The following is a 23,368-nucleotide window of genomic DNA, read 5'->3' on the forward strand; positions in this document are numbered from 1 at the left end:
TGGGGTCAGCACTTACTTAGCGAGGTATTCCTTGACGGCCTCCAACCCTGGTTTGCCATCGACGGTGGTCACACCGGCCAGCCAGGTGTCGAGCACTTGCGGGTTCTTCTTCAGCCAGGCTTTCGCCGCGGCGTCGGGCTTCATCTTGTCGTCCAGGACGTTGCCCATCAGGGTGCTTTCCATGTTCAAGGTGAACGACAGGTTTTTCAGCAACTGACCCACGTTGCTGCATTCCTGGGTGTAGCCCTTGCGAACGTTGGTGTAGATGGTGGCCTGGCCGTAGTTGGGGCCGAACGAGTCGTCACCACCGGTCAGGTACTTCATCTTGAAGCGGGTGTTCATCGGGTGCGGTTCCCAGCCGAGGAACACGATGGCCTGGTCGCGTTTGGTGGCGCGTTCCACCTGCGAGAGCATCCCGGCTTCGCTGGACTCGACCACTTTGAAACCTGCGGTTTTCAGGCCGAAGGCGTCTTTGTCGATGAGGGTCTGGATGGTGCGGTTGCCGTCGTTGCCCGGCTCGATGCCGTAGATCTTGCCGCCCAGTTCATCCTTGAATTTGACGATGTCGGCGAAGTCTTTCAGGCCCTTGTTGTACAGCGCTTCCGGGACGGCCAGGGTGTACTTGGCGTTTTCCAGGTTGGCGCGCACGGTTTCCACGGTGCCGGCATCACGGTACTGCTTGATGTCGTTTTCCATGGTCGGCATCCAGTTGCCGAGGAAGATGTCCATGTTCTTGCCGTCGGCCAGCGACTTGTACGTCACCGGCACCGAAATCATCGTGGTGCGTGGCTTGTAGCCGAGGCCCTTGAGGACTTCGCTGGTGGTTGCGGTAGTGACGGTGATGTCGGTCCAGCCGACATCGGAGAAGTTAACGGTCTTGCACTGTTCCGGTTCTGCAGCGTGTGCCAGGACTGGCAGACTCAGCATGGCGGCCAACAACAACGAGGGTGAACCTTTCATCGGGGTAGACTCCTGTGTCTTTTTTCTGGCGGCATTCGCCGCGCTTTATAAGTGTTGCGGTTGGGGCGTGCGACAAAGCGGCGGCGCGGTGCCTTGCAAACGAGTCGAGACTGATCATGTACCAGTGAAAATCTGACGCCTACAGGGGGCGTCGTATCCAGTACAGGGATGGTCGTATCCAGTGTCGGTGACGTCGCTTACAGGTTTTTCCAAAGGCAAAACCGCTGTTTTTACCGATCTGCACCGCTAAAAACGGCCAAAACGCTTGATCGCACAGGAGCGACGCTGGTGAGCATGGATGCGTCGGTGTGAGACGCCGTGAGGGCGGATAAAAGCTTGATGATGCCGCCATCTGGGCGATCTGAGCGTAGCAGCTCCTTGGTGTCCGGCCTGCTCACCTGCGGAGTTACACGTTAATGGCTATCAGCGTTTTCGACCTGTTCAAGATCGGCATCGGGCCTTCTAGTTCTCACACCGTCGGCCCCATGCGCGCCGCGGCGTTGTTCGTCCAGGCATTACGTGAACGTGAATTGTTGGAACAAGTCAGGCGCGTCGAAGTTCAGCTGTACGGCTCTTTGTCGGCCACCGGCATCGGCCACGGCAGCGACACCGCCACCATCATGGGCCTGATGGGCGAGTGGCCCGACGCAATCGACCCCTCGCAAATCGGCCTGCGTATTCACACCCTGCGCGAGACCGACACACTGCTGCTCGACGGCCGTTTGCCGGTGCCGTTTATCTGGGCGCGCGACATGCGCCTGCTCGACGAAAACCTGCCGTTTCACCCCAACGCCATGACCCTTGTCGTGTTCGGCGATAACGGCGAGCTGCACCGCGACACTTACTATTCGGTGGGTGGCGGTTTTGTGGTGGATCAAGCCCAGGCGCAAAGCGGCGTGGCCGATATGGACCGCACCGAACTGCCGTATGATTTTTCCAGCGCGGTAGAGCTGTTGCAGCTGTGCAAGACCCACAACCTGCGCGTCGCCGAATTGATGCTGGCGAATGAAAAGACCTGGCGCAGCGAAGAGGAAATCCGCAGCGGCCTGATGAAGCTGTGGCGCGCCATGCAGGATTGCGTGGAGCAGGGCCTCAAGCATGAAGGCATCCTGCCGGGCGGGCTCAATGTGCGTCGCCGCGCTGCCAAGTTGCATCGCAGCTTGCAGGAGTTGAACAAGCCCAATGTGATCGGTTCGACCTTGAGCGCCATGGAATGGGTCAACCTGTTCGCCCTGGCGGTGAATGAAGAAAACGCCGCCGGTGGGCGCATGGTCACCGCGCCCACCAATGGCGCGGCAGGCATCATCCCGGCGGTGCTGCACTACTTTATGAAGTTCAGCGAAGAGGTCACTGAAGCCAACGTCGTCGACTACCTGCTCGGCGCGGCGGCGGTGGGCATTCTGTGCAAAAAGAACGCCTCGATCTCCGGCGCCGAAGTCGGCTGCCAGGGTGAGGTGGGTTCGGCCTGCGCCATGGCCGCCGCCGGGTTGGCCGAGATTCTCGGCGCCACGCCGGAGCAGGTGTGCAACGCCGCCGAAATCGGCCTGGAACACAACCTCGGCCTGACCTGCGACCCGGTGGGCGGGCTGGTGCAAGTGCCGTGCATCGAGCGCAACGCGATTGCGGCAGTGAAAGCGATCAACGCGGCGCAAATGGCCCTGCGTGGCGACGGCCAGCACTTTATCTCCCTGGACCGCGTGATCCGCACCATGCGCGATACCGGCGCGGACATGCATGACAAGTACAAAGAAACCTCGCGGGGCGGGTTGGCGGTGAGTGCGGTTGAGTGCTGAGACCGAGTCGCCTGCATTCGCGAGCAAGCCCGCTCCCACATTCGACCGCGTTTCCTCAGGAGGAATACGGTCAAGTGTGGGAGCGGGCTTGCTCGCGAATGCGGTAGACCCGGCACCACTGCTCATAAAGTGAACACCCGGATCCAAAAGCGCCACCTTTTAGCGCGTCGCAAACAGACAAGTAGCCCTCAGACGATTCCTCGCCCGACCACCGGTCACCCGTGCGTGCGGTGACAGACTTTTCCCACGCGCTCAAAGCGCCTTCCCACAAGTGCTACCGATCTGCTCACACCCCGTGATCAGGCTCGCTCCAATGGCCTTTTCGGGGCATATCCCGCACTCGTTGCGCGGGCTTATATAGACGCGTCATCAGGTCGTTTTCAGGAGTTATTGAATGGCCATTCAATTTTAGGCATGGCATTTGCTCTATCAATTCAAAGCCTCTCCTTTCCAGGGCGAGCGCAATAACAAGAGCCTCGCCTGAGGCCATCACCCGCTTTGTGTGAGGAGATACCGCGATGACGTCGTTCAACTCCGGGGCTCAACCCCAGAACCGTGCGCCTCAATCCATCGGCTTTTTGCTGCTGGACAATTTCACGCTGATTTCCCTGGCGTCCGCAGTGGAACCCCTGCGCATGGCCAACCAGCTGTCCGGCCGCGAGCTGTATCGCTGGACAACCCTGAGTGTCGACGGAAACCAGGTGTGGGCCAGCGACGGTCTGCAAATCACCCCCGATGCCTCCATGCACAAAGCCCCGGCCCTGGACACGGTAATTGTGTGCGGCGGCGTGGGTATCCAGCGCACCGTTACCCGTGAGCACGTGTCGTGGCTGCAAAGCCAGGCGCGCCAGTCGCGTCGCCTTGGCGCCGTGTGCACCGGCAGTTGGGCCTTGGCCTGCGCCGGCTTGCTCGACGGTTTTGATTGCAGCGTGCACTGGGAATGCCTGGCGTCGATGCAGGAAGCCTTCCCGCGTGTGGCCATGAGCACACGCCTGTTCACCCTCGACCGTAACCGCTTCACCAGCTCCGGCGGCACCGCGCCGCTGGACATGATGCTGCACCTGATCAGCCGCGACCACGGCCGTGAATTGTCCGCCGCGATTTCCGAAATGTTTGTGTACGAACGCATCCGCAACGAACAGGATCACCAGCGCGTGCCGCTCAAGCACATGCTCGGCACCAACCAGCCGAAGCTGCAGGAAATCGTTGCGTTGATGGAAGCCAACCTCGAAGAGCCGATCGACCTGGACGAGCTGGCGGTGTACGTCGCCGTGTCGCGTCGCCAGTTGGAGCGGCTGTTCCAGAAATACCTGCACTGCTCGCCGTCGCGCTACTACCTCAAGCTGCGCCTGATTCGTGCACGGCAATTGCTCAAGCAAACGCCAATGTCGATTATCGAAGTGGCCTCGGTGTGCGGGTTTGTGTCCACGCCGCACTTCTCCAAGTGCTACCGCGAATACTTCGGCATTCCACCACGGGATGAGCGCGTAGGGTCCAACACCACCCAGCAAGTGGCGATGATGCCGATTCCGCAGGCGCTGGTGTTGTCACCGTTGTCGGGGCCGATGTCGGCATTGAGCCAGGCTCGGAACGAGTCGACTTTCGCGAGTGTAAGGCTCTAACCCGAGTCGCCTGCATTCGCGAGCAAGCCCGCTCCCACATTCGACAGCATTTCAAAGATGGAACTCGGTCAAATGTGGTAGCGGGCTTGCTCGCGAATGCGATCTATCAGGCACCAGAACTCTGTCTGAACTGCACCAAAGCCGGCAACAACTGCTTGTCGATCGCCTGCCGCACCGCCGGCAGGATCGTCGCGCTGCCGGTGTACATCTGTTCCACCATGCCCTTGAGCGCCTTGGCCCGGGCCGCGCTCAAACCGCGCACCGCACACTCGCAGGCCTGCTCGGCGGTAGCACCGCTGGACACTTCAAAACCCAGCGAGCGCAGTTGGCCCAGCAGGTCATCCTGGTCAATCAAATCCGCGTGCATCATGACGTTCATCCTGGTGTAGGGAGCGGGGATTGACTTGGATTCTGGTAGGCCCTCGACCGGTCGGCAAGCGCAGATTCAACGAATGGCTCATATGGCTATGAGCAGGTCGTTTTCGGGTCATTTACCGACAGAAGTAATAGGCACACTGAATGCCAGGCACGCACCTTGAAGGTTTGGTCACCCTCGGGATGTCACGCTCACACCAAGCACTCTGCCCCGATCCGGTCACGGCTGATCGGGGCTTTTTTTGTCTGGGATTTGTGGTGGCTGTGCTGGCCTCTTCGCGAGCAAGCCCGCACCTCGGTCTACCTTTGCATCCAGCGCAATGATCGGCGCCAGCCGGCGATAGTCGCTGTGACGGTCTTTATTGCGAAACTCCACGGGGATTTCACACCGCGCGCGAAACGCCTCGGGGTCTTCCGTGCGCAGTGCATGGGCGATGGCAAACCCATCGACAAAAATACTCTCGCCGCCCGTGGCCTCGTTCACAGGCAATGCAGAAATTGCAGCCCCGGTTGCAGCTCGCGCGTGGGCAAGTCGCTGTGCAGCGGCAGGTTGAAGGCGGTGTAGGCGTTACTGTCGGCATCGGCCTTGGACTGCACGTTGAACAGCAAGCCGAAGTTGCTCTCGCGGATAAATGAAATGCGCTTGGCAATCAGCGCCAGGGAACCGGGTTCGGTGGGCACGCCACGGATTTGCGTGAGGCCCGAGTCGCGCAAGGCCAGCAACCATTGCAGCAGGCTTTTCGGGTCTTCCATCACGGCCGCATAGTCGAATAGGGGCAGTGCAAGTACGAAAATCGGCAACAGCGGCGGCGGTTTGCATGGCGATTCCTTAGTGTTTTTTGGGCGGCAATCCAATCACACGACCGAGCAGGGCAGGCCGGGGCAGGTCGGCCTGATCAGCGCTGATGGCGATGAGTTTTTCCAGGGTCGCTTCGGTAAAGGGCGCTGAGTGCGGGCCGGCGAGGTCGACGTGCAGCAGCATCTGCTCGTTGCCCGCCAGTTCCTTGTCGTCGCCCACCCCATGCAGGCTGTGATAGAGGTGCAGGCGCTTGGCATCGTGGGCGATCAATTGGGTGTGCACTTCTACCTCGGCACCCAGTTTTACCTCGTGCAGGTAGTTCAGGTGCAGTTCCAAAGTGAACAGTGAATGGCCGCTGGCCTCGCGGTTTTCACTGTCCAAACCCAGAGTGTCCATCAGCGCATCGGTGGCGTAGCTGAAGATCAGCAGGTAGAACGCATCGCGCAGGTGGCCGTTGTAATCCACCCATTCGGGCTTGATGTTGGTGGTGTAAGTCGTCAGTGCAGGCATGGCGTGGATTCCGAACAATGTACTCGGTCAAAATGTGGGAGCTGGCTTGCCTGCGATGGCGGCGGTGAGTCGTACATCGCTATCGCAGGCAAGCCAGCTCCCACAGGAAATCAACAGCGGTTATTCAGCGAAGCTCATGCCGTGTTTGGCTTTGGTGGTTTTTACCGCTTCCAGCACCGCCAACAGGCAATCATCACGATAGCGCTCCAGCGCCGAAATGCTGTGCTTGCCCAGCTGTTCACTGGTGCCATCCACCACATCATCAATCAACTTGTCGGTCAGTTCCGGTGCCGGCAAATACGTCCACGGCAACTGCAGCGCCGGGCCGAACTGCGCCATGAAATGCCGCATGCCGGCATCGCCTCCGGCCAGGGTGTAAGTGAGGAAGGTGCCCATGAACGACCAGCGCAGCCCGGCGCCAAAACGGATGGCATCGTCGATTTCGCCGGTGGTTGCCACGCCGTCGTTGACCAGGTGCAGCGCCTCACGCCACAGCGCTTCGAGCAAGCGGTCGGCGATAAACCCTGGCACTTCCTTGCGCACGTGCAGCGGGCGCATGCCGAGGGATTCATACACCTTGATCGCCGCTTGAATAGCCTCCGGCGCGGTGTTTTTTCCGCCCACCACTTCCACCAGCGGCAGCAGGTAAACCGGGTTGAACGGGTGGCCGACCACGCAGCGTTCCGGGTGAGTGGAACCCTCGTAGAACTCACTCGGCAACAGGCCTGAAGTGCTTGAACCAATCAACGCCGTCGGCTTGGCCGCCGCGCTGATTTTGCTGTGCAATTGCAGCTTGAGTTCCAGGCGTTCCGGGGCGCTTTCCTGGATGAAATCGGCGTCTTTCACGCACTCTTCGATAGTGGCGACAAAGCGCAGGCGGTCTTGGGAGGCGCCTGGCGCCAGGCCTTGTTTTTCCAAGGCGCCCCAGGCGTTGGCGACGCGTTTGCGCAGGGCCGCTTCGGCGCCGGGCGCCGGGTCCCAGGCGATTACATCCAGGCCGTGGGCGAGGGCGCGGGACACCCAGCCGCTGCCGATAACGCCACTGCCGAGGGCGGCGAAGGTTTTGATTTCGGTGATAAAGCTCATGGCAATTTCCTAAAGTATTCGCAAATTCTGTATGAGGAACCGGTTCAATGTGGGAGCGGGCTTGCTCGCGAATGCGGTATGTCGGTTGATGCATTCGGTGACTGATTCACCGCATTCGCGAGCAAGCCCGCTCCCACACAAGCCCGACTCCCACAGGGTGCAGTAGTGTTTGGAAAAATTAGCCGCGCTTGGTCAGGCCCATCTTGATTCGGCCTTCCGCCGGGGTCATGACCCGCGCGCCCAGGCGGCTGAGGATTTCACTCGCGCGCTCCACCAGCTGGCCGTTGGTGGCCAGCACGCCTTTGTCCAGCCACAGGTTGTCTTCCAGGCCGACCCGCACGTTGCCGCCCAGCAGCACCGCTTGCGCGGCCATCGGCATTTGCATGCGGCCGATGCCGAAACCGGCCCACACCGCGTCGGCGGGCAGGTTGTCGACCATGGCTTTCATGGTGGTGGTGTCGGCCGGTGCGCCCCAGGGGATGCCCAGGCACAGTTGGAACAGCGGGTTGTCGAGCAGGCCTTCCTTGATCATCTGCTTGGCGAACCACAGGTGGCCGGTGTCGAAAATTTCCAGCTCAGGCTTAACGCCCAGCTCTTGAATCCGTTTGGCGCCAGCGCGCAATTGCGCCGGGGTGGACACGTAAATGGTGTCGCCATCGCCGAAGTTCAGCGTGCCGCAATCGAGGGTGCAGATTTCCGGCAGCAGCTCTTCCACGTGCGCCAAGCGCGTCAGCGGGCCGACCAAGTCGGTGTTGGGGCCGAACTCCATGGGGTTCTCGCCGCCGCCGATTTCCAGGTCGCCGCCCATGCCGGCGGTGAGGTTGACGATGATGTCGATGTCGGCCTCGCGGATGCGCTCCATCACTTCGCGGTACAGCGCGACGTCGCGGCTGAACTTGCCGGTTTCGGGGTCACGCACGTGGCAGTGCACCACGGTCGCGCCGGCCTTGGCGGCTTCTACGGCAGCGGCGGCGATTTGTTTGGGCGTGACGGGCACGTGTGGGCTTCTGCCGGTCGTGTCGCCAGCACCGGTGAGTGCGCAGGTGATGATGACGTCGTGGTTCATGAGGCGGTTCCTTACAGGCGGGCGTAGTGATGCCGTTCGCAGCCCACAGCGGCTGCGACACGGTGATTCGAATCAGGTTATTTGCTGGTCAGTTGCAGGTTGACCGCGGCGGGCTTGCCGTCGAAGGTGGTCACGCCTTCGAGCCAGCGCTGCTGGTCTTGCGGGTGGTCCTTGAGCCACTGCTTGGCGGACTCGATGGCGTCCTTGTGATCCAGCAACGGCTGCATCATCCGGCTCTCGTCGGCGGCGGTGAAGGTCAGGTTGGTCAGCAACTTGTGCACGTTGGGGCACTGTTCGGCGTAGGTCGGCGAGGTGACGCTCCACACCGTGGCCATGCCTTCGTTCGGGCCCAGGGCGTCGTCGCTGCCGGTGAGGTAAGTCATGGCGACGTTGACGTTCATCGGGTGCGGCGCCCAGCCGAAGAACACCACGGCTTCCTTGCGGCGTACCGCGCGGTCGACGGCGGCGAGCATGCCGGCCTCGCTGGACTCCACCAGCTGGAACTTGCCCAGGCCGAACTGGTTCTTGGCGATCATCGCCTTGATCTGGGTGTTGGCGCCCGAGCCTGGCTCGATGCCGTAGATCTTGCCGCCCAGTTCTTTTTCGAACTTGGCGATGTCGGCGAAGGTTTTCAGGCCCTTGTCCGCCAGGTACGTCGGCACGGCGAGGGTGGCGCGGGCGTCTTCCAGGCTGGGTTTCTCGAGGACTTTGACTTGCTTGGCATCGACGAACGGCGTGATGGTCTGGGTCATCAGCGGGTTCCAGTAGCCCAGGAACATATCCAGGCGTTGGTCACGGATGCCGGCGAAGATGATTTGCTGGGAGGCGCTGGTCTGTTTGGTCTTGTAGCCGAGGCCGTCGAGCAACACTTGGGTCATGGCGCTGGTGGCGATTACGTCGGTCCAGTTCACCACGCCCATGCGCACGTTCCGGCAAGATTCTGCGTCGGCCGCGAATACGCTGGTGCTCAAAATGGCGCTGGCGCTGAGTGCAAGCACGCAGCGGCTGATCAGTCGGTTCATGGTGGATCCCTCGGCAGGTCGTTATTGTGGGGGCCGGCGTCTTTGTGCGCCGTGGGATCAAGTTACGTACCTTCGGGCCCGACAAAACGCACGGCGGCGACCCGCTCTTGCACTGCAGCGACCTGTGCTCTTGAATGGCCCGTTGAACTGGCGTATCACAGTGACCACGCTGCCCGTCCTACGAGAGCGCCACCATGTCCCAGGATTTCTACTTTCTGTTGATGCCGGGTTTCTCGGCCATCGGCTTTATCTCCGCGCTGGAACCGCTGCGGGTGGCCAACCGCTTTCGTGGCGAGCTGTACCGCTGGCATGTGTTGAGCGCCGACGGCGGCGCGGTGCTGGCGAGCAATGGCATGTCGGTCAACGCCGACGCCGCACTGGAACCGCTGAAAAAAGGCGCGACGCTGATGGTGGTTGCCGGCTTCGAACCCTTGAAGTTCACCACACCCGCGCTGGAACACTGGCTGCGACGCCTCGACCATGAAGGCGTGACCCTTGGCGCCATCGACACTGGCGCCTGTGTGCTCGCTGAGGCCGGTTTGCTCGACGGCCACCGCCTCACCCTGCACTGGGAAGCCATCGACGCCTTCAAGGAGTCCTATCCACAGCTCACGGTGACCCAGGAACTGTTCGAGATCGACCGCCGCCGCATCACCTGCGCCGGCGGCACTGCGTCCATCGACCTGATGCTTGACCTGATCGCCCAGGCCCACGGCCCGGAGCTGGCGATCCAGGTTTCCGAACAATTCGTACTCAGCCGCATCCGCCCACGCAAAGACCACCAGCGCATGCAGATCGCCACGCGCTACGGCATCAACAACAAGAAGTTGGTGCAGGTGATTGGCGAGATGGAACAACACACCGAACCGCCGCTGAGCACCCTGGCATTGGCCGACGCGATCAAAGTCACGCGGCGCCAGTTGGAGCGGTTGTTTCGTCTGCATTTGAACGATACGCCGAGCAACTTCTACCTCGGCCTGCGCCTGGAAAAAGCCCGGCAGTTATTGCGCCAGAGCGACCTGAGTGTGCTGGAGGTGAGCATTGCATGCGGGTTTGAGTCGCCGTCGTATTTCACCCGCAGCTATCGGGCAAGGTTTGCCAAGTGCCCGCGGGAGGATCGGCGACGGGAGGTGGTTTGACGGGCAATTATAGTCAATTATACTCGGTACTATAATTTATAGTCCTTTCCATAATTGAGTATAAAAGCATGTCGAAGAACAGCGGCTTCGTGTTTCGCCGCCCCGCTCTGGCAAGCAGTATTGCTGACGGATTGGTGGGGGCTGGTATTCAGGATTTCACCTCCGGCCTGTTCCTAGCGGCGCCGCGTCGTACCGGCAAAAGTACCTTTTTGCGCGAAGACCTGATTCCCGAGTGCCAGCTGCGCGGCTGGCTGGCGGTGTATGTAGATCTGTGGGCGGACAAAGAGAAAGATCCGGCTGAGTTGATCGCCAGCGCGATTGCCGCTGCGTTGGTGCCTTATGAAAAGGGCATTCGTAAACTGGCCAAGAACATCGGTATCGAGAAACTAAGCTTTCTGCGCACCCTTTCCTGGGACTTCACCAAGCCACAATTACCTGTCGGTGCGACGCTGACCCAAGCCTTGGAATTGCTCCACAGTGCTGCGGAAAAACCCGTCGTGCTGGTGATTGACGAAGCGCAGCACGCCTTAACCACCGAGTCAGGTATCAACGCGATGTTCGCGTTGAAGGCCGCCCGGGATCAGCTCAACCAAGGCCGTGACGAGGAGGGCAGTGGCTTGCACTTGGTGTTCACCGGTTCCAATCGCGACAAGCTGGCACATTTGGTTCTCGGTAAAAGTCAGCCGTTCTTCGGCTCCAGCATCACGCCATTCCCCTTGCTCGGCAAAGAGTTCACCCAAGCGTACACCGTGCACCTCAACGCGCACCTGGCCAACACCAATCAATTCAACGCCGCCGATATTGATGAGGCGTTCGAGTTGGTAGGCCGTCGCCCCGAGATGCTGCGCACCATCATCGGTGAAGTGGCCTTGGAGTTGGGCGAGGCAAGCAATTTGGGGCAACTGCTGCACAGCCGCGCCGAGTTTTTGCGCGCGGGCGTGTGGACGGAGTTCGAAAGCGCCTGGAACAACCTCACCATCCCACAGCGCGCGGTGCTGGAAGTGATGGTGGAGCGTTCGCAAAACAACCAACCTTTCGCGCCGTTTACCGACAGCACCCTCACGGCAGTCAGCAAAGCGCTGGAAGACATGGGCAGCGACGTGGTGCCAGGCACCCAGACCATTCAGGCCTGCATCGATGCGTTGCGCGACAAGGAGCTGGTGTGGAAGTCGAGCCGGGGCGGCTATGCCCTGGAAGACAAGTCTTTTGGCGATTGGCTGCTGCACAGAAGCCGTACATCTCACTGAAGGGCAACACGCATCAAATGTGGGAGCGGGCTTGCTCGCGAATGCGGTGGGTCAGTGAAAGATGTTTAACCTGACACTCCGCATTCGCGAGCAAGCCCGCTCCCACAGGGGATTTGTGGTGTGGCTTACTTCTTTACCAGTGCCGAACACGCTGTTTTGTAGGCCTCATGCTGATACTTGTTCAGCGTCGCCGGCAGCTCAAAGTTGTGTTTCTTGTTCTGCGCATTGATGGTCTGCGGCGACAACAGCATCACCTCAACGCCGTCCAGCAACTGAAACACACCTTCAATCTTGAATGTGGTCGGGCCACCGGCGAATTCGCCTTTTTTGCTGCGCTTCTTGATCGCAATGCGGGTGATCGCGTTCGCCTGTACGAAAGCCTTCACCTGGGCGGCGAAGGCTTTGACGTTGGCCGCTTCATCGTCATCTTCGAGGGCGATTTTCTTGGTGGCGAGGGCGACGTGTGTCAGCGCCTGGCTGTCCAGCGAGGCGACAGCGATGATGGCTTCGCTGCCTTTGATTTCGATGCCGCAGATAGTCATGCATTAGCCTATTGAGAGGGAGGAGGGCTGGGGGATCAGGTATCAGTAGTGCCGATCTTCCTCTTTATGTGCGTAGATTTTGTGGATCGTCCAGAACATCAGGATCAAGCACAGAATCATCAAGCCGGCGCTGACGCTCATGATGTAGAAGTTGGGTGAGCTGGATTTCAGGTTAGCCTTGATGTTATGCACCGTCGGGAACCACTTTGAGTACACCACCTCGACCGGGCCGCCAACCGTGTAGCCTCGGTCTTCGACATAGCTACTGTTGTTCACCATGCCTTCTTCGCGCTGGCCTTGGTGGTCGAAGGCGTAATACACGTTGGTGCTTGAATCCCGAGGGCCGACGCTTTCAAGTTGGGTGATTTGCCCCATCGTCTCCACGGGCGACACGTTGATCACTGCATAAGGTGCGCCCTTGTCCTTGGACAGGAACAGCATCAGCGACAGTACCAGCATGGAAACGAACAGCAGCGTGGCGCGCGTGAACAGGAAATCCCGTTGCGCTTCGCGTGGGTAGTACATGTGACGTCCTTTTCAATGATTTTCAGCGATTAAACCGACTTATTCCTGCCCAATCGACTCCAAAAACTCCGACCGCTCATCACTCATCCGCGCCAGGCAGTCATTCTGCTGGATCGCGTAGTCCTTGCTGCCATTCACCGCCGGGAAGGTGTCCACAGCGCAATCGGCGTCACGCAGTTTTTCCCATTTTTGTTGGGCATCCTTCAGACGAGCGGTAATGTCGGCCAGTTGCGACTTGTTACTGCCATAGGTCGAACCCATGCGTTCCAGCAAGCCTTGATAGTTATCCTTGAGCAATTGCTCGGCGGTGGTCTTGTTGTAGGTGGCGCATTCCAGGGTTTGCTTGTCGTTCTCGATGCCATCGCACGGCGTATTGTCCGTGTCTTCGGCCGCGTGGACGCCGGTTGCGATGAGTGCCAAAGCCAGGAAAATCGATTTCATTGCGCCGTCTCATATCAGGTGATGCGGAATTCTGGCTCAAGCGTAAGACAAAGAACAGTCGTCAGTCAGACGTGTCATGTAGGCCTTTGTCGCGGATTGACGCTTTCGGCAATTCCCCTGTCGTTTTTGCACCCGGTTCTTTCAGCCCCTGGGCATATGCTGGCCCCAAAGCGCCGGCAGACGATTCGGCGCATGAATCGCCAATAAGGGGACGCCTGATGAGCCCAGCCGAATTGCACGCCGACAGCATCGTTATCGACGGGCTGATCATTGCCAAGTGGAACCGCGACCTGTTCGAGGACATGCGCAAAGGTGGCCTGACCGCCGCCAACTGCACGGTGTCGGTGTGGGAAGGCTTCCAGGCCACGATCAATAACATCGTGGCCAGCCAGACCCTGATCCGTGAGAACAGCGACCTGGTGATCCCGGTGAAAACCACCGCCGACATCCGCCAAGCCAAGGAGCAGGGCAAGACCGGCATCATCTTCGGCTTCCAGAACGCCCATGCGTTTGAAGACCAGTTGGGCTACGTCGAGATCTTCAAGCAGCTCGGCGTGGGCGTTGTACAGATGTGCTACAACACCCAGAACCTGGTCGGCACCGGCTGCTATGAGCGCGACGGCGGCCTGTCGGGCTTTGGCCGTGAAGTCGTCGGCGAGATGAACCGCGTCGGCATCATGTGCGACCTGTCCCACGTCGGCTCCAAGACCAGCGAAGAAGTCATCCTCGAATCGAAAAAACCGGTGTGCTACTCCCACTGCCTGCCTTCAGGTCTTAAAGAGCACCCGCGCAACAAGTCCGATGAAGAGCTTAAGTTTATTGCGGACCACGGCGGTTTTGTCGGCGTGACCATGTTTGCGCCGTTTCTGGCCAAGGGCATCGATTCCACCATCGACGACTACGCCGAAGCCATCGAATACACCATGAACATCGTCGGCGAAGACGCCATCGGCATCGGCACCGACTTCACCCAGGGCCATGGCCAGGATTTCTTCGAAATGCTGACCCACGACAAGGGCTACGCCCGCCGCCTGACCAGCTTCGGCAAGATCATCAACCCGCTGGGCATCCGCACCGTGGGCGAGTTCCCCAACCTCACCGAGACCCTGCTCAAGCGCGGTCACAGCGAGCGCGTGGTGCGCAAAATCATGGGCGAAAACTGGGTCAATGTCCTGAAGGACGTCTGGGGCGAATAAGCCACCGCCAACATTTCTTTTCCCCAGGCCATCCGGTGCCTGGGGCATCCAAACGAATTTTCTGGAGTTAAGTTTCCATGGCCAAGATCGCCCCGCAATTGCCTATCGAAGTCGACAGCGAAACCGGTGTCTGGACCTCCGACGCCCTGCCGATGCTGTATGTGCCGCGCCATTTCTTCGTCAACAACCACATCGGTATCGAAGAAGTGCTGGGCGCAGATGCCTACGCCGAAATCCTCTACAAGGCCGGCTACAAATCCGCCTGGCACTGGTGTGAAAAAGAAGCTGAATGCCACGGCCTGGAAGGCGTCGCGGTATTTGAGCACTACATGAAGCGCCTGTCGCAACGCGGCTGGGGCCTGTTCAAGATCCAGGACATTGACCTCGACAAAGGTACCGCCAGCGTCAAGCTCGAACACTCGGCCTTCGTCTACGTGTACGGCAAGGTTGGGCGCAAGGTCGACTACATGTTCACCGGCTGGTTTGCCGGCGCCATGGACCAGATTCTGCAGGCGCGTGGCAGCAACATCCGCACCGTAGCCGAACAAGTCTACGGAGGCTCCGAAGAGGGCCACGACGACGGCCTGTTCACCGTCAAGCCGTTGTAAGTCGAGGAACCGTGCCATGGCTTTCGAAGCAATGTTCGCGCCGATCCAGATCGGCAAACTGACCATCCGCAACCGCGTGCTCAGTACCGCCCACGCCGAGGTGTATGCCACCGACGGCGGCATGACCACCGACCGCTATGTGAAGTATTACGAAGAGAAAGCCAAGGGCGGGATCGGCCTGGCGATCTGCGGCGGGTCTTCCAGTGTGGCCATCGACAGCCCGCAAGGCTGGTGGAAATCGGTAAACCTGGCCGATGACCGCATCATCCCGCACTTCCAGAACCTGGCCGATGCCATGCACAAGCATGGCGCCAAGATCATGATCCAGATTACCCACATGGGCCGTCGTTCGCGCTGGGACGGCGAGCATTGGCCGACGCTGCTGTCGCCGTCGGGCATCCGCGAGCCGGTGCACCGTGCGACCTGCAAAACCATTGAGCCGGAAGAAATCTGGCGCGTGATCGGCAACTACGCCACTGCGGCGGCGCGGGCCAAGGCCGGTGGCCTGGATGGCGTGGAACTGTCGGCGGTGCACCAGCACATGATCGACCAGTTCTGGAGCCCACGGGTCAACAAGCGCACTGACGAATGGGGCGGCAGTTTCGAAAACCGCATGCGCTTCGGCCTGGAAGTGTTGAAGGCCGTGCGCAAGGAAGTCGGCCCGGATTTCTGCGTGGGCATCCGCCTGTGCGGCGACGAATTCCACCCGGACGGCTTGTCCCACGAGGACATGAAGCAAATCGCCAAGTACTACGACGACACCGGCATGCTCGACTTTATCGGTGTGGTCGGCTCGGGGTGCGACACCCACAACACCCTGGCCAACGTGATCCCGAACATGAGTTATCCACCGGAGCCTTTCCTGCACCTGGCCGCCGGTATCAAGGAAGTGGTCAAGGCCCCGGTGCTGCACGCGCAGAACATCAAGGACCCGAACCAGGCCACGCGCATTCTGGAAGGCGGCTATGTGGATATGGTCGGCATGACCCGCGCCCATATCGCTGACCCGCACCTGATCGCCAAGATCAAGATGGGCCAGGTCGACCAGATCAAACAATGCGTCGGCGCCAACTACTGCATCGACCGCCAGTACCAAGGGCTGGACGTGCTGTGCATCCAGAACGCCGCGACCTCGCGTGAATACATGGGCGTGCCGCACATCATCGAGAAGTCCACAGGGCCCAAACGCAAAGTCGTGGTGGTGGGTGCCGGCCCGGCCGGGATGGAAGCTGCCCGCGTTGCCGCCGAGCGTGGCCACGACGTGACGCTGTTCGAGAAGAAAGAATTCATCGGCGGGCAAATCACTACCGCCTCCAAGGCGCCGCAGCGCGACCAGATTGCCGGCATCACGCGCTGGTTCCAGCTGGAGTTGGCGCGATTGAACGTTGATCTGCGCCTGGGCGTGGCGGCGAATGCCGATGCGATCCTCGACCTGCGCCCGGATGTGGTGGTGCTGGCTGTGGGCGGGCATCCGTTCCTGGAGCAGAACGAACACTGGGGCGCGGCGGAAGGCCTGGTGGTGAGCAGTTGGGATGTGCTCGACGGCAAGGTGGCGCCGGGCAAGAACGTGCTGGTCTACGACACCATCTGCGAATTCACCGGCATGTCGGTGGCGGATTTCCTTGCGGACAAAGGCAGCCAGGTCGAGATCGTCACCGACGACATCAAGCCAGGCGTGGCCATCGGCGGTACGTCGTTCCCGACTTACTACCGCAGCATGTACCCCAAGGAAGTGATCATGACCGGCGACATGATGCTGGAAAAGGTCTACCGCGAAGGCGACAAGCTGGTGGCGGTGCTGGAGAACGAATACACCGGCGCCAAGGAAGAACGCGTGGTCGATCAGGTTGTTGTCGAGAACGGTGTGCGCCCGGACGAAGCGCTCTATTACGGGCTCAAGGAAGGTTCGCGCAACAAAGGCCAGATGGACATCGAGGCCCTGTTCGCGATCAAACCGCAGCCGTGCCTGAGCGAGCCGGGCGAGGGGTACTTGCTGTTCCGCATCGGTGACTGTGTGGCGCAGCGCAATACCCACGCCGCGATCTATGACGCCCTGCGCCTGTGCAAGGATTTCTGACCCACTTGATCGTTCCCGCGCTCTGCGTGGGAATGCCGCCCTGGACGCTTCGCGTCCGCTCTTAGGTCGTGACGCAGAGCGTCACAGGATGCATCCCCACGCAGAGCGTGGGGACGATCATTGACCCCGTGGTCTTTGGGAGCTTCACCATGTTGAACATCCTTCTTCCCATCCTGCTCTTTGCCGCCCTGGGCCTTGCCGTCCTCGGCGCGCTGCGCCGGGTGAACATGTGGCGCCGTGGCCGTGCCTCCAAAGTCGATTTGCTCGGCGGCCTGCTGGCCATGCCCAAGCGCTACATGGTCGACCTGCACCACGTGGTCGCCCGCGACAAATACATTGCCAACACCCACGTCGCCACCGCCCTAGGCTTTGTGCTGTCGGCGTTGCTGGCGATTCTGGTGCACGGTTTCGGCCTGCATAACCGCATCCTCGGCTACGCCTTGCTGCTGGCCTCGGTGCTGATGTTTGTTGGCGCCACCTTCGTCTACCTGCGCCGTCGCAACCCGCCTGCGCGCTTGTCGAAAGGCCCGTGGATGCGCCTGCCGAAAAGCCTGATGGCGTTCTCGGTGAGCTTCTTTGTGGTGACCTTGCCGGTCGCCGGCATCCTACCCGCTGACTTCGGCGGCTGGCTGCTCGCCGCGTTGTTGAGCGTGGGCGTGCTGTGGGGCGTGAGCGAGATGTTCTTCGGCATGACCTGGGGCGGCCCGATGAAACACGCCTTCGCCGGTGCCCTGCACCTGGCCTGGCACCGACGCGCCGAGCGCTTTGGCGGCGGCCGTTCCACTGGCTTGAAGCCGCTGGACTTGAGCGACAAAACCGCGCCGCTGGGCGTGGAAAAACCCAAGGATTTCACCTGGAACCAACTGCTCGGCTTCGACGCCTGCGTGCAATGCGGCAAGTGCGAAGCGGCGTGCCCGGCGTTCGCCGCCGGCCAGCCGCTGAACCCGAAAAAGCTGATCCAGGACATGGTGGTCGGCCTGGCCGGTGGCACCGATGCCAAGTTCGCCGGCAGCCCGTATCCCGGCAAACCTGTTGGCGAACACAGCGGCAACCCACACCAGCCGATCGTCAACGGCCTGGTGGATGCTGAAACCCTGTGGTCGTGCACCACCTGCCGCGCCTGCGTGGAAGAGTGCCCGATGATGATCGAGCACGTCGACGCCATCGTCGACATGCGCCGCCACCTCACCCTGGAAAAAGGTGCCACGCCAAACAAGGGCGCCGAAGTCCTGGAAAACCTGATCGCCACCGACAACCCTGGCGGCTTCGCACCGGGCGGTCGGCTGAACTGGGCAGCGGATTTGAACCTGCCGTTGTTGAGCGAAAAAGGCAGCTGCGATGTGCTGTTCTGGGTCGGCGACGGCGCCTTCGACATGCGCAACCAACGCACCCTGCGCGCGTTCGTCAAAGTGCTGAAGGCGGCCAAGGTCGACTTCGCGGTACTTGGCCTGGAGGAGCGTGACAGCGGTGACGTCGCGCGGCGCCTGGGCGATGAAGCCACCTTCCAGCTGCTGGCCACGCGCAATATCCAGACGCTGGAAAAATACGGCTTCAAACGCATCGTCACCTGCGACCCGCACAGCTTCCACGTGCTGAAAAACGAGTACGGCGCGTTCAATGGCAACTACCTGGTGCAGCACCACAGCACCTTCATGGCCGAGTTGATCGGCGACGGCGCGCTGAACCTGGGCGAGCACAAGGGCAACAGCGTGACCTATCACGACCCTTGTTATCTGGGCCGCTACAACGGCGAATACGAGGCGCCGCGCCAAGTGCTGCGCGCGCTGGGCATCGAGGTCAAGGAGATGCAACGCTCGGGCTTCCGTTCACGCTGCTGCGGCGGCGGTGGCGGTGCACCGATCACCGACATTCCCGGCAAGCAACGTATCCCCGACATGCGCATGGAAGACATCCGCGAGACCGGCGCCGAGCTGGTGGCCGTGGGTTGCCCGCAGTGCACGGCGATGCTCGAAGGTGTGGTTGAACCGCGCCCGTTGATCAAAGACATTGCCGAACTGGTCGCCGATGCTTTGCTCGAAGACGCCGCCCCGGCAAAAGCCCCGATTAAGCGTGAACCTGCGGAGGTGCATTGATGAGCGACATTATCCGCCGCGACCCACGGGCCGAATGGATCGCCCGCAACCGCCTGCACCCGCTGCATGCGGCGATGCAGCCGGCGCTCCACAGTTGGATGGGGCCTAACGGCGTCATCCGCAAAAACCTGCACGGTGTGGGTTTTATCGGCCCCAACGGCCTCAAGCGTATCGACCGCAGCGGTGCCCAGCAGGGCGGCGCGGTCAAGCGCACGGCGGCAGTGGACGTGCAGTTGCCATTGCATCAGGTGACAGCCCCGGCGTTCTACATCAACGTGGTGCCGGACATGGTCGGTGGCCGCCTCAGCAGCCACGACCGCGATCTACTCGGCTTGGCGCGGCAACTCGCCGGCAGCGACGGGGCGGTGCTGGCGGTGGTGTTTGGCGAACACAAGGAAAGTGCCTTTGCCACGGCGGGCGTCGACCGGCTGTTGGTGCTGGACGGCCACGAATTCGAAGGTTATTCACCGGAACAACGTGTGCACGGCCTGCGGGCTGTGGATAACCAGTACAACCCACGCCATTGGCTGTTGCCGGACAGCCGCAGTGGCGGCGGCGAACTGGGGCGGCGTTTTGCTGCGAGCCTCAAGGAACGCCCGGCCACACGCGTGTGGCAGATCAAGGACGGAGCGTGCATCGGCCGCGCCGGTGCGGGCCAGGAAGATTTGGCCCGACCATTGCCACGCCTGATTCTCGCGGCGGCCGAATGTGCCGATCCGGTCAGTGAAACGCGTCACGAAGTGTTGGCCATGGAGTTATCCACACCCCTGGCGCGCAGCTTGCCGCGCATCGAAGACCTCGGCGCGGTGGCGGTGGACCCGGCCGCGATTCCGATGGCCGAAGCCGAATTCATTTTCTCCGGCGGCAACGGCGTGAAGGATTGGGCACTGTTCCACCAGACCGCCGCCGCACTGGGCGCCACCGAAGGTGCGTCACGGGTGGCAGTGGACGATGGCTTTATGGCGCGTGATCGCCAGGTCGGCGCCAGCGGCACGTGGGTCACGGCGCGGGTTTACGTGGCCGTGGGGATTTCCGGGGCGATCCAGCACCTGCAAGGCATCGGTGCCTGCGACAAGGTGGTGGCGATCAACCTCGACCCGGGCTGCGACATGATCAAGCGTGCCGACCTGTCGGTGATCGGCGAGAGCGCCGCGATTCTGCAAGCCTTGATCGCTGCGGTCGAGGCCTACCGCAGCGGCGCCAAGCGCGACGCGGCTTAAGGACATGACCATGACCACGAATGTAATCAGCTTGGTGTCCATCGGCGCCCATCCGACCTCAGGCCGCCCACGTCGCGCCGAGCAAGATGCCCGGGCGGTCGAGCTGGGCCTGCAAATGGCTGGGGATAAGTTGCAGGTGCTGCATGCCGGCGATATTCACGAGCCTACGTTGCGCAGTTACCTGGGCATGGGCTTGCCACAATTGCAGGTGCTGGAACAGCCGGCAGGTTCCGATGCCTTGCCGGTACTCAGTGAGTATTTGCGCGGTGCCGGCGCCCAAGTGGTGCTGACCGGCAGCCAGGCGGAAACCGGCGAAGGCTCGGGCATGTTGCCGTTCCTGCTGGCCGAGCAACTGGGTTGGCCGCTGATTGTCGGGCTGGCGCACGTGGAGTCCATCGAAGGCGGTGTAGCCCACGTGCTGCAGGCGTTGCCGCGTGGGCAGCGGCGGCGCTTGAAAGTGCGCCTGCCGTTTCTGGCCACGGTGGATAACGCCGCGCCCAAGCCACGCCAGAGCGCCTATGGCCCTGCACAGCGCGGTGAGCTGGCGGCCCATGAAGTCGAGATCGAACAGGACGAGTTATTCACAGACGCACTGCTGCAACCCGCCAAGCCACGGCCCAAGCGCCTCAAGGTGATCAAGGCCAAGAGTGGTGCGGACCGTATGAAGGCTGCCACGGCCAAGGCCAGTGGTGGCGGTGGGCAAGTGCTCAAGGGGTTGAGCCCTGAGGCGGGTGCTGAAGCCATTCTCAAGCTGCTCATCGAAGAAGGCGTGGTGCGCTAATTAAATGTGGGAGCGGGCTTGCTCGCGAAGACGGCGTGTCAGTCGATACATGTGTTGACTGATCCACCGCCTTCGCGAGCAAGCCCGCTCCCACATTGGACCTATGGCCTTACCCACAATCCCTGTTGACCCACCTGTGGATAACCTGTTCGCGGTTGTCCACACCCCCGGTAACTCAAGCCCTGCAGCCCTCTGTACGAAAAACAACCAGGCTAACTGACGGTTTTTCCAGGGTTTTTCCATGAATAACTTAATTCGCCGATCCAGACTTGCCCCCAAAGTCTGTTGGCGCTTCTGTGGATAAGATGTTCGCTATCGTCTGTAGCCCCTATAAATAAAGGCTTTCATGGGGTTGATCAAAATTTGATCAAATTGGCTTCTTTGTTGATTTAAAGCGCCAGAACCCCCGACTTATGAAGGTTTGACGCGGTTTTCCACAGCGCCGATAAACTTGCCCCCAAAGTCTGTTGGTGCTTCTGTGGATAAGGTGTTCGCGTACTGCTACAGGGCACGTAATCCGTGGCCTTCGAAGATTTGATCAATAAATGATCAGGCCGGGCTGAAACCGCACTACTTGAATAAGTCACGGATTTTCTTGATTTATTTCCGGGGGGTAGCGCACTTGCCCACAATTGCTGTGGGTGGCTTTGTGGATAAGTTGTTGGGAGAAGGCTGGAGGGCAAGGTGGTAAGGGGTTGCGAAGGACTTGATCAATTCTTGAGCAGTGTGGAAACCTAATGTGGGAGCGGGCTTGCTCGCGAAGGCGGTGTGTCAGTCACCGGATGGGTTGGCTGATCCACTGCATTCGCGAGCAAGCCCGCTCCCACATTTTGATCGGTGGTGTAGCCGTTATTCGTGAACGGCCACGCCCTTGAGGTATGGCGCCGGCGCAGCGCCGAGGTTGCTCAGCAAACGCTCGCTGTACCAATCCACGAAGTTCACCACGCCAAACTCATAGGTCTTGGAGTACGGGCCTGGCTGGTAAGCGGTGGAGTTGATCCCGCGCTGGTTCTCTTCGGCCAGGCGACGGTCCTGGTCGTTGGTGGCGTCCCACACTTTGCGCATGCGCTCCACGTCGTAGTCCACGCCTTCGACGGCGTCCTTATGCACGATCCACTTGGTGGTGACCATGGTTTCCTGGGCGCTGATCGGCCACACGGTGAACACGATGATGTGGTCGCCCATGCAGTGGTTCCACGAGTGCGGCAGGTGCAGGATGCGCATCGAGCCCAGGTCCGGGTTTTTGATGCGGCCCATCAGCTTGTTGCAGCCTTGTTTGCCGTCCAGGGTCATCGACACAGTGCCCTTGAGCAGCGGCATGCGCACGATACGGTTACGCAAGCCGAAGCTGGCGTGGGCGTAAGGGATTTTTTCAGCGTCCCAGGCGGCAGCGGAGGCGGCCACGTGGTCCTTGAAAGCCTGGTCGGCGCGCGGGTCGGTGACGTCGTCCCACTCCAGCAGGGTTTTCAACAGCTCCGGGTGCGACGCGTTGCAGTGGTAGCACTCGCGGTTGTTTTCCAGTACCAGCTTCCAGTTGGCCTTTTCGAACAAGGTGGTCTGGATCGCCACCTTGGTGTTTTCCATGTCGTAGGGTTCCATGTAGTGGTTCAACGTCGACAGGAAGTCATCGATGGCCGGCGGGTTCTCCGCCAGGCTGATGAAAATGTAGCCGCCGGCAGTCTTCACATTCACGGGTTTCAGGCCGTACTGCTTCATGTCGAAGTCGTCGCCCATCTCGGTACCGGCGAACAGCAGGCGGCCGTCCAGCTCGTAGGTCCACTGGTGGTAATGGCACACCAGTTTGGCAACCTTGCCCTTGTCGCTGGTGCACAAGCGCGACCCACGGTGGCGGCACACGTTATGGAACGCATGCACCACGCCTTCGGCGCCACGAATCACGATGATCGGGTTCTTGCCCACTTGCAGGGTCAGGTAATTGCCCTTGGTGGGGATCTCGCAGGTCATGCCGGCGATCAACCACTCTTTCTGGAAGATCTCCTGCATGTCGATATCAAACAGCCGCTCGTCAGAGTAAAACGGCTGCGGCAGCGAAAAGGTGCGCTCGCGCTCTTGCAACATTTGCGCGGTGGCCTTGCGTGCGGGTTCCAGCGGATCGCCCAAGCTTAAGGTTGCGGTGACGTCCATCGTGTGTGTCCTCAGGGCCATTCTGTGTGGCCGGCGAATAGTGGCTACGGTTGGTGCTTTGCAAGGCGTAAAGAAAGCGTCTTTGTTGAGAGCGAGTGTGGGGCCGCCGATGCGCCGAACC

At 60.7% G+C, this 23,368-nt stretch carries 20 protein-coding genes and 1 pseudogene; 10 read left to right on the forward strand and 11 right to left on the reverse strand.

Features of this window, described 5'->3' with window-relative positions:
- Window positions 1-12: 12 nt before the first annotated feature.
- A complete protein-coding gene (locus HX783_RS18980) occupies window positions 13-960 on the reverse strand; it encodes a choline ABC transporter substrate-binding protein (RefSeq protein ID WP_177017893.1) in 948 nt (315 codons plus the stop codon).
- Between the two features lie 416 nt (window positions 961-1,376).
- On the opposite strand from HX783_RS18980, the gene HX783_RS18985 reads away from it, so the two are divergent.
- Both HX783_RS18985 and HX783_RS18990 read left to right on the forward strand, forming a co-directional pair.
- Window positions 1,377-2,753: an L-serine ammonia-lyase gene (locus HX783_RS18985; protein WP_177017894.1), complete on the forward strand. Its 1,377-nt coding sequence runs from the start codon at window positions 1,377-1,379 to the stop codon at window positions 2,751-2,753.
- Window positions 2,754-3,271: 518 nt separating this feature from the next.
- Complete coding sequence (locus HX783_RS18990) at window positions 3,272-4,375, forward strand: GlxA family transcriptional regulator (protein WP_005792167.1); 1,104 nt, start codon at window positions 3,272-3,274, stop codon at window positions 4,373-4,375.
- Between the two features lie 106 nt (window positions 4,376-4,481).
- On the opposite strand, the gene HX783_RS18995 is transcribed toward HX783_RS18990, so the two are convergent.
- From HX783_RS18995 to HX783_RS19020, 6 genes and pseudogenes are all read right to left on the reverse strand, one after another.
- Window positions 4,482-4,745 carry a hypothetical protein gene (locus HX783_RS18995; protein ID WP_177017895.1) on the reverse strand — a complete coding sequence of 88 codons (264 nt, stop codon included), beginning with the start codon at window positions 4,743-4,745 and terminating at the stop codon, window positions 4,482-4,484.
- Window positions 4,746-5,057: 312 nt separating this feature from the next.
- Window positions 5,058-5,566: pseudogene (locus HX783_RS19000) on the reverse strand (TauD/TfdA family dioxygenase); the annotation flags it as partial.
- Between the two features lie 13 nt (window positions 5,567-5,579).
- On the reverse strand, window positions 5,580-6,059 hold the full coding sequence (locus HX783_RS19005; protein ID WP_177017896.1) for a thioesterase family protein: 480 nt from the start codon (window positions 6,057-6,059) through the stop codon (window positions 5,580-5,582).
- A gap of 120 nt (window positions 6,060-6,179) precedes the next feature.
- A complete protein-coding gene (locus HX783_RS19010; protein ID WP_177017897.1) occupies window positions 6,180-7,145 on the reverse strand; it encodes an L-carnitine dehydrogenase in 966 nt (321 codons plus the stop codon).
- A 178-nt stretch (window positions 7,146-7,323) separates the two neighbouring features.
- The gene (locus HX783_RS19015; RefSeq protein ID WP_159960491.1) at window positions 7,324-8,211 is read right to left on the reverse strand and encodes a 3-keto-5-aminohexanoate cleavage protein; all 888 of its coding nucleotides are present in this window, start codon (window positions 8,209-8,211) and stop codon (window positions 7,324-7,326) included.
- A 77-nt stretch (window positions 8,212-8,288) separates the two neighbouring features.
- Entirely contained in the window at window positions 8,289-9,233 is a 945-nt protein-coding gene (locus HX783_RS19020; protein ID WP_177017898.1) for a choline ABC transporter substrate-binding protein, read from the reverse strand.
- 194 nt (window positions 9,234-9,427) lie between these two features.
- Here HX783_RS19020 and HX783_RS19025 point away from each other — a divergent pair, with 194 nt between their 5' ends.
- Together HX783_RS19025 and HX783_RS19030 are read left to right on the forward strand one after the other, a co-directional pair.
- Entirely contained in the window at window positions 9,428-10,372 is a 945-nt protein-coding gene (locus tag HX783_RS19025) for a GlxA family transcriptional regulator (protein ID WP_177017899.1), read from the forward strand.
- A 68-nt stretch (window positions 10,373-10,440) separates the two neighbouring features.
- Window positions 10,441-11,619 (forward strand): AAA family ATPase, encoded by a 1,179-nt coding sequence (locus HX783_RS19030; protein WP_177017900.1) that lies wholly within the window; start codon window positions 10,441-10,443, stop codon window positions 11,617-11,619.
- 125 nt (window positions 11,620-11,744) lie between these two features.
- On the opposite strand, the gene HX783_RS19035 is transcribed toward HX783_RS19030, so the two are convergent.
- The 3 genes from HX783_RS19035 to HX783_RS19045 are packed head-to-tail and all read right to left on the reverse strand — an operon-like array spanning window position 11,745 to window position 13,127.
- A complete protein-coding gene (locus HX783_RS19035; RefSeq protein WP_177017901.1) occupies window positions 11,745-12,161 on the reverse strand; it encodes a DUF3010 family protein in 417 nt (138 codons plus the stop codon).
- A 42-nt stretch (window positions 12,162-12,203) separates the two neighbouring features.
- Window positions 12,204-12,686: a hypothetical protein gene (locus tag HX783_RS19040; protein ID WP_177017902.1), complete on the reverse strand. Its 483-nt coding sequence runs from the start codon at window positions 12,684-12,686 to the stop codon at window positions 12,204-12,206.
- 39 nt (window positions 12,687-12,725) lie between these two features.
- Entirely contained in the window at window positions 12,726-13,127 is a 402-nt protein-coding gene (locus HX783_RS19045) for a lysozyme inhibitor LprI family protein (RefSeq protein WP_056857778.1), read from the reverse strand.
- Window positions 13,128-13,345: 218 nt separating this feature from the next.
- On the opposite strand from HX783_RS19045, the gene HX783_RS19050 reads away from it, so the two are divergent.
- The 6 genes from HX783_RS19050 (at window position 13,346) to HX783_RS19075 (ending at window position 21,102) form a co-directional block, all read left to right on the forward strand.
- Window positions 13,346-14,323 carry a dipeptidase gene (locus HX783_RS19050; protein WP_177017903.1) on the forward strand — a complete coding sequence of 326 codons (978 nt, stop codon included), beginning with the start codon at window positions 13,346-13,348 and terminating at the stop codon, window positions 14,321-14,323.
- 77 nt (window positions 14,324-14,400) lie between these two features.
- Window positions 14,401-14,931, forward strand: coding sequence for a DUF5943 domain-containing protein (locus HX783_RS19055; RefSeq protein ID WP_128588989.1), 531 nt, complete (start codon window positions 14,401-14,403; stop codon window positions 14,929-14,931).
- Window positions 14,932-14,947: 16 nt separating this feature from the next.
- Window positions 14,948-17,008 (forward strand): dimethylglycine demethylation protein DgcA, encoded by a 2,061-nt coding sequence (dgcA, locus tag HX783_RS19060; RefSeq protein WP_177017904.1) that lies wholly within the window; start codon window positions 14,948-14,950, stop codon window positions 17,006-17,008.
- A gap of 149 nt (window positions 17,009-17,157) precedes the next feature.
- Complete coding sequence (dgcB, locus tag HX783_RS19065; RefSeq protein WP_177017905.1) at window positions 17,158-19,101, forward strand: dimethylglycine demethylation protein DgcB; 1,944 nt, start codon at window positions 17,158-17,160, stop codon at window positions 19,099-19,101.
- Window positions 19,101-20,321 carry an electron transfer flavoprotein subunit alpha/FixB family protein gene (locus HX783_RS19070; protein ID WP_177017906.1) on the forward strand — a complete coding sequence of 407 codons (1,221 nt, stop codon included), beginning with the start codon at window positions 19,101-19,103 and terminating at the stop codon, window positions 20,319-20,321. The genes dgcB and HX783_RS19070 overlap by 1 nt, the downstream gene beginning before the upstream one ends.
- A gap of 10 nt (window positions 20,322-20,331) precedes the next feature.
- Window positions 20,332-21,102 (forward strand): electron transfer flavoprotein subunit beta, encoded by a 771-nt coding sequence (locus tag HX783_RS19075; RefSeq protein ID WP_177017907.1) that lies wholly within the window; start codon window positions 20,332-20,334, stop codon window positions 21,100-21,102.
- A gap of 849 nt (window positions 21,103-21,951) precedes the next feature.
- Here HX783_RS19075 and gbcA read toward each other — a convergent pair.
- On the reverse strand, window positions 21,952-23,247 hold the full coding sequence (gbcA, locus tag HX783_RS19080; protein ID WP_177017908.1) for a glycine-betaine demethylase subunit GbcA: 1,296 nt from the start codon (window positions 23,245-23,247) through the stop codon (window positions 21,952-21,954).
- Window positions 23,248-23,368: the final 121 nt, after the last annotated feature.

The sequence above is a fragment of the Pseudomonas sp. D2002 genome (genome assembly GCF_013385735.1).
In the GTDB taxonomy this organism is placed as follows: domain Bacteria; phylum Pseudomonadota; class Gammaproteobacteria; order Pseudomonadales; family Pseudomonadaceae; genus Aquipseudomonas.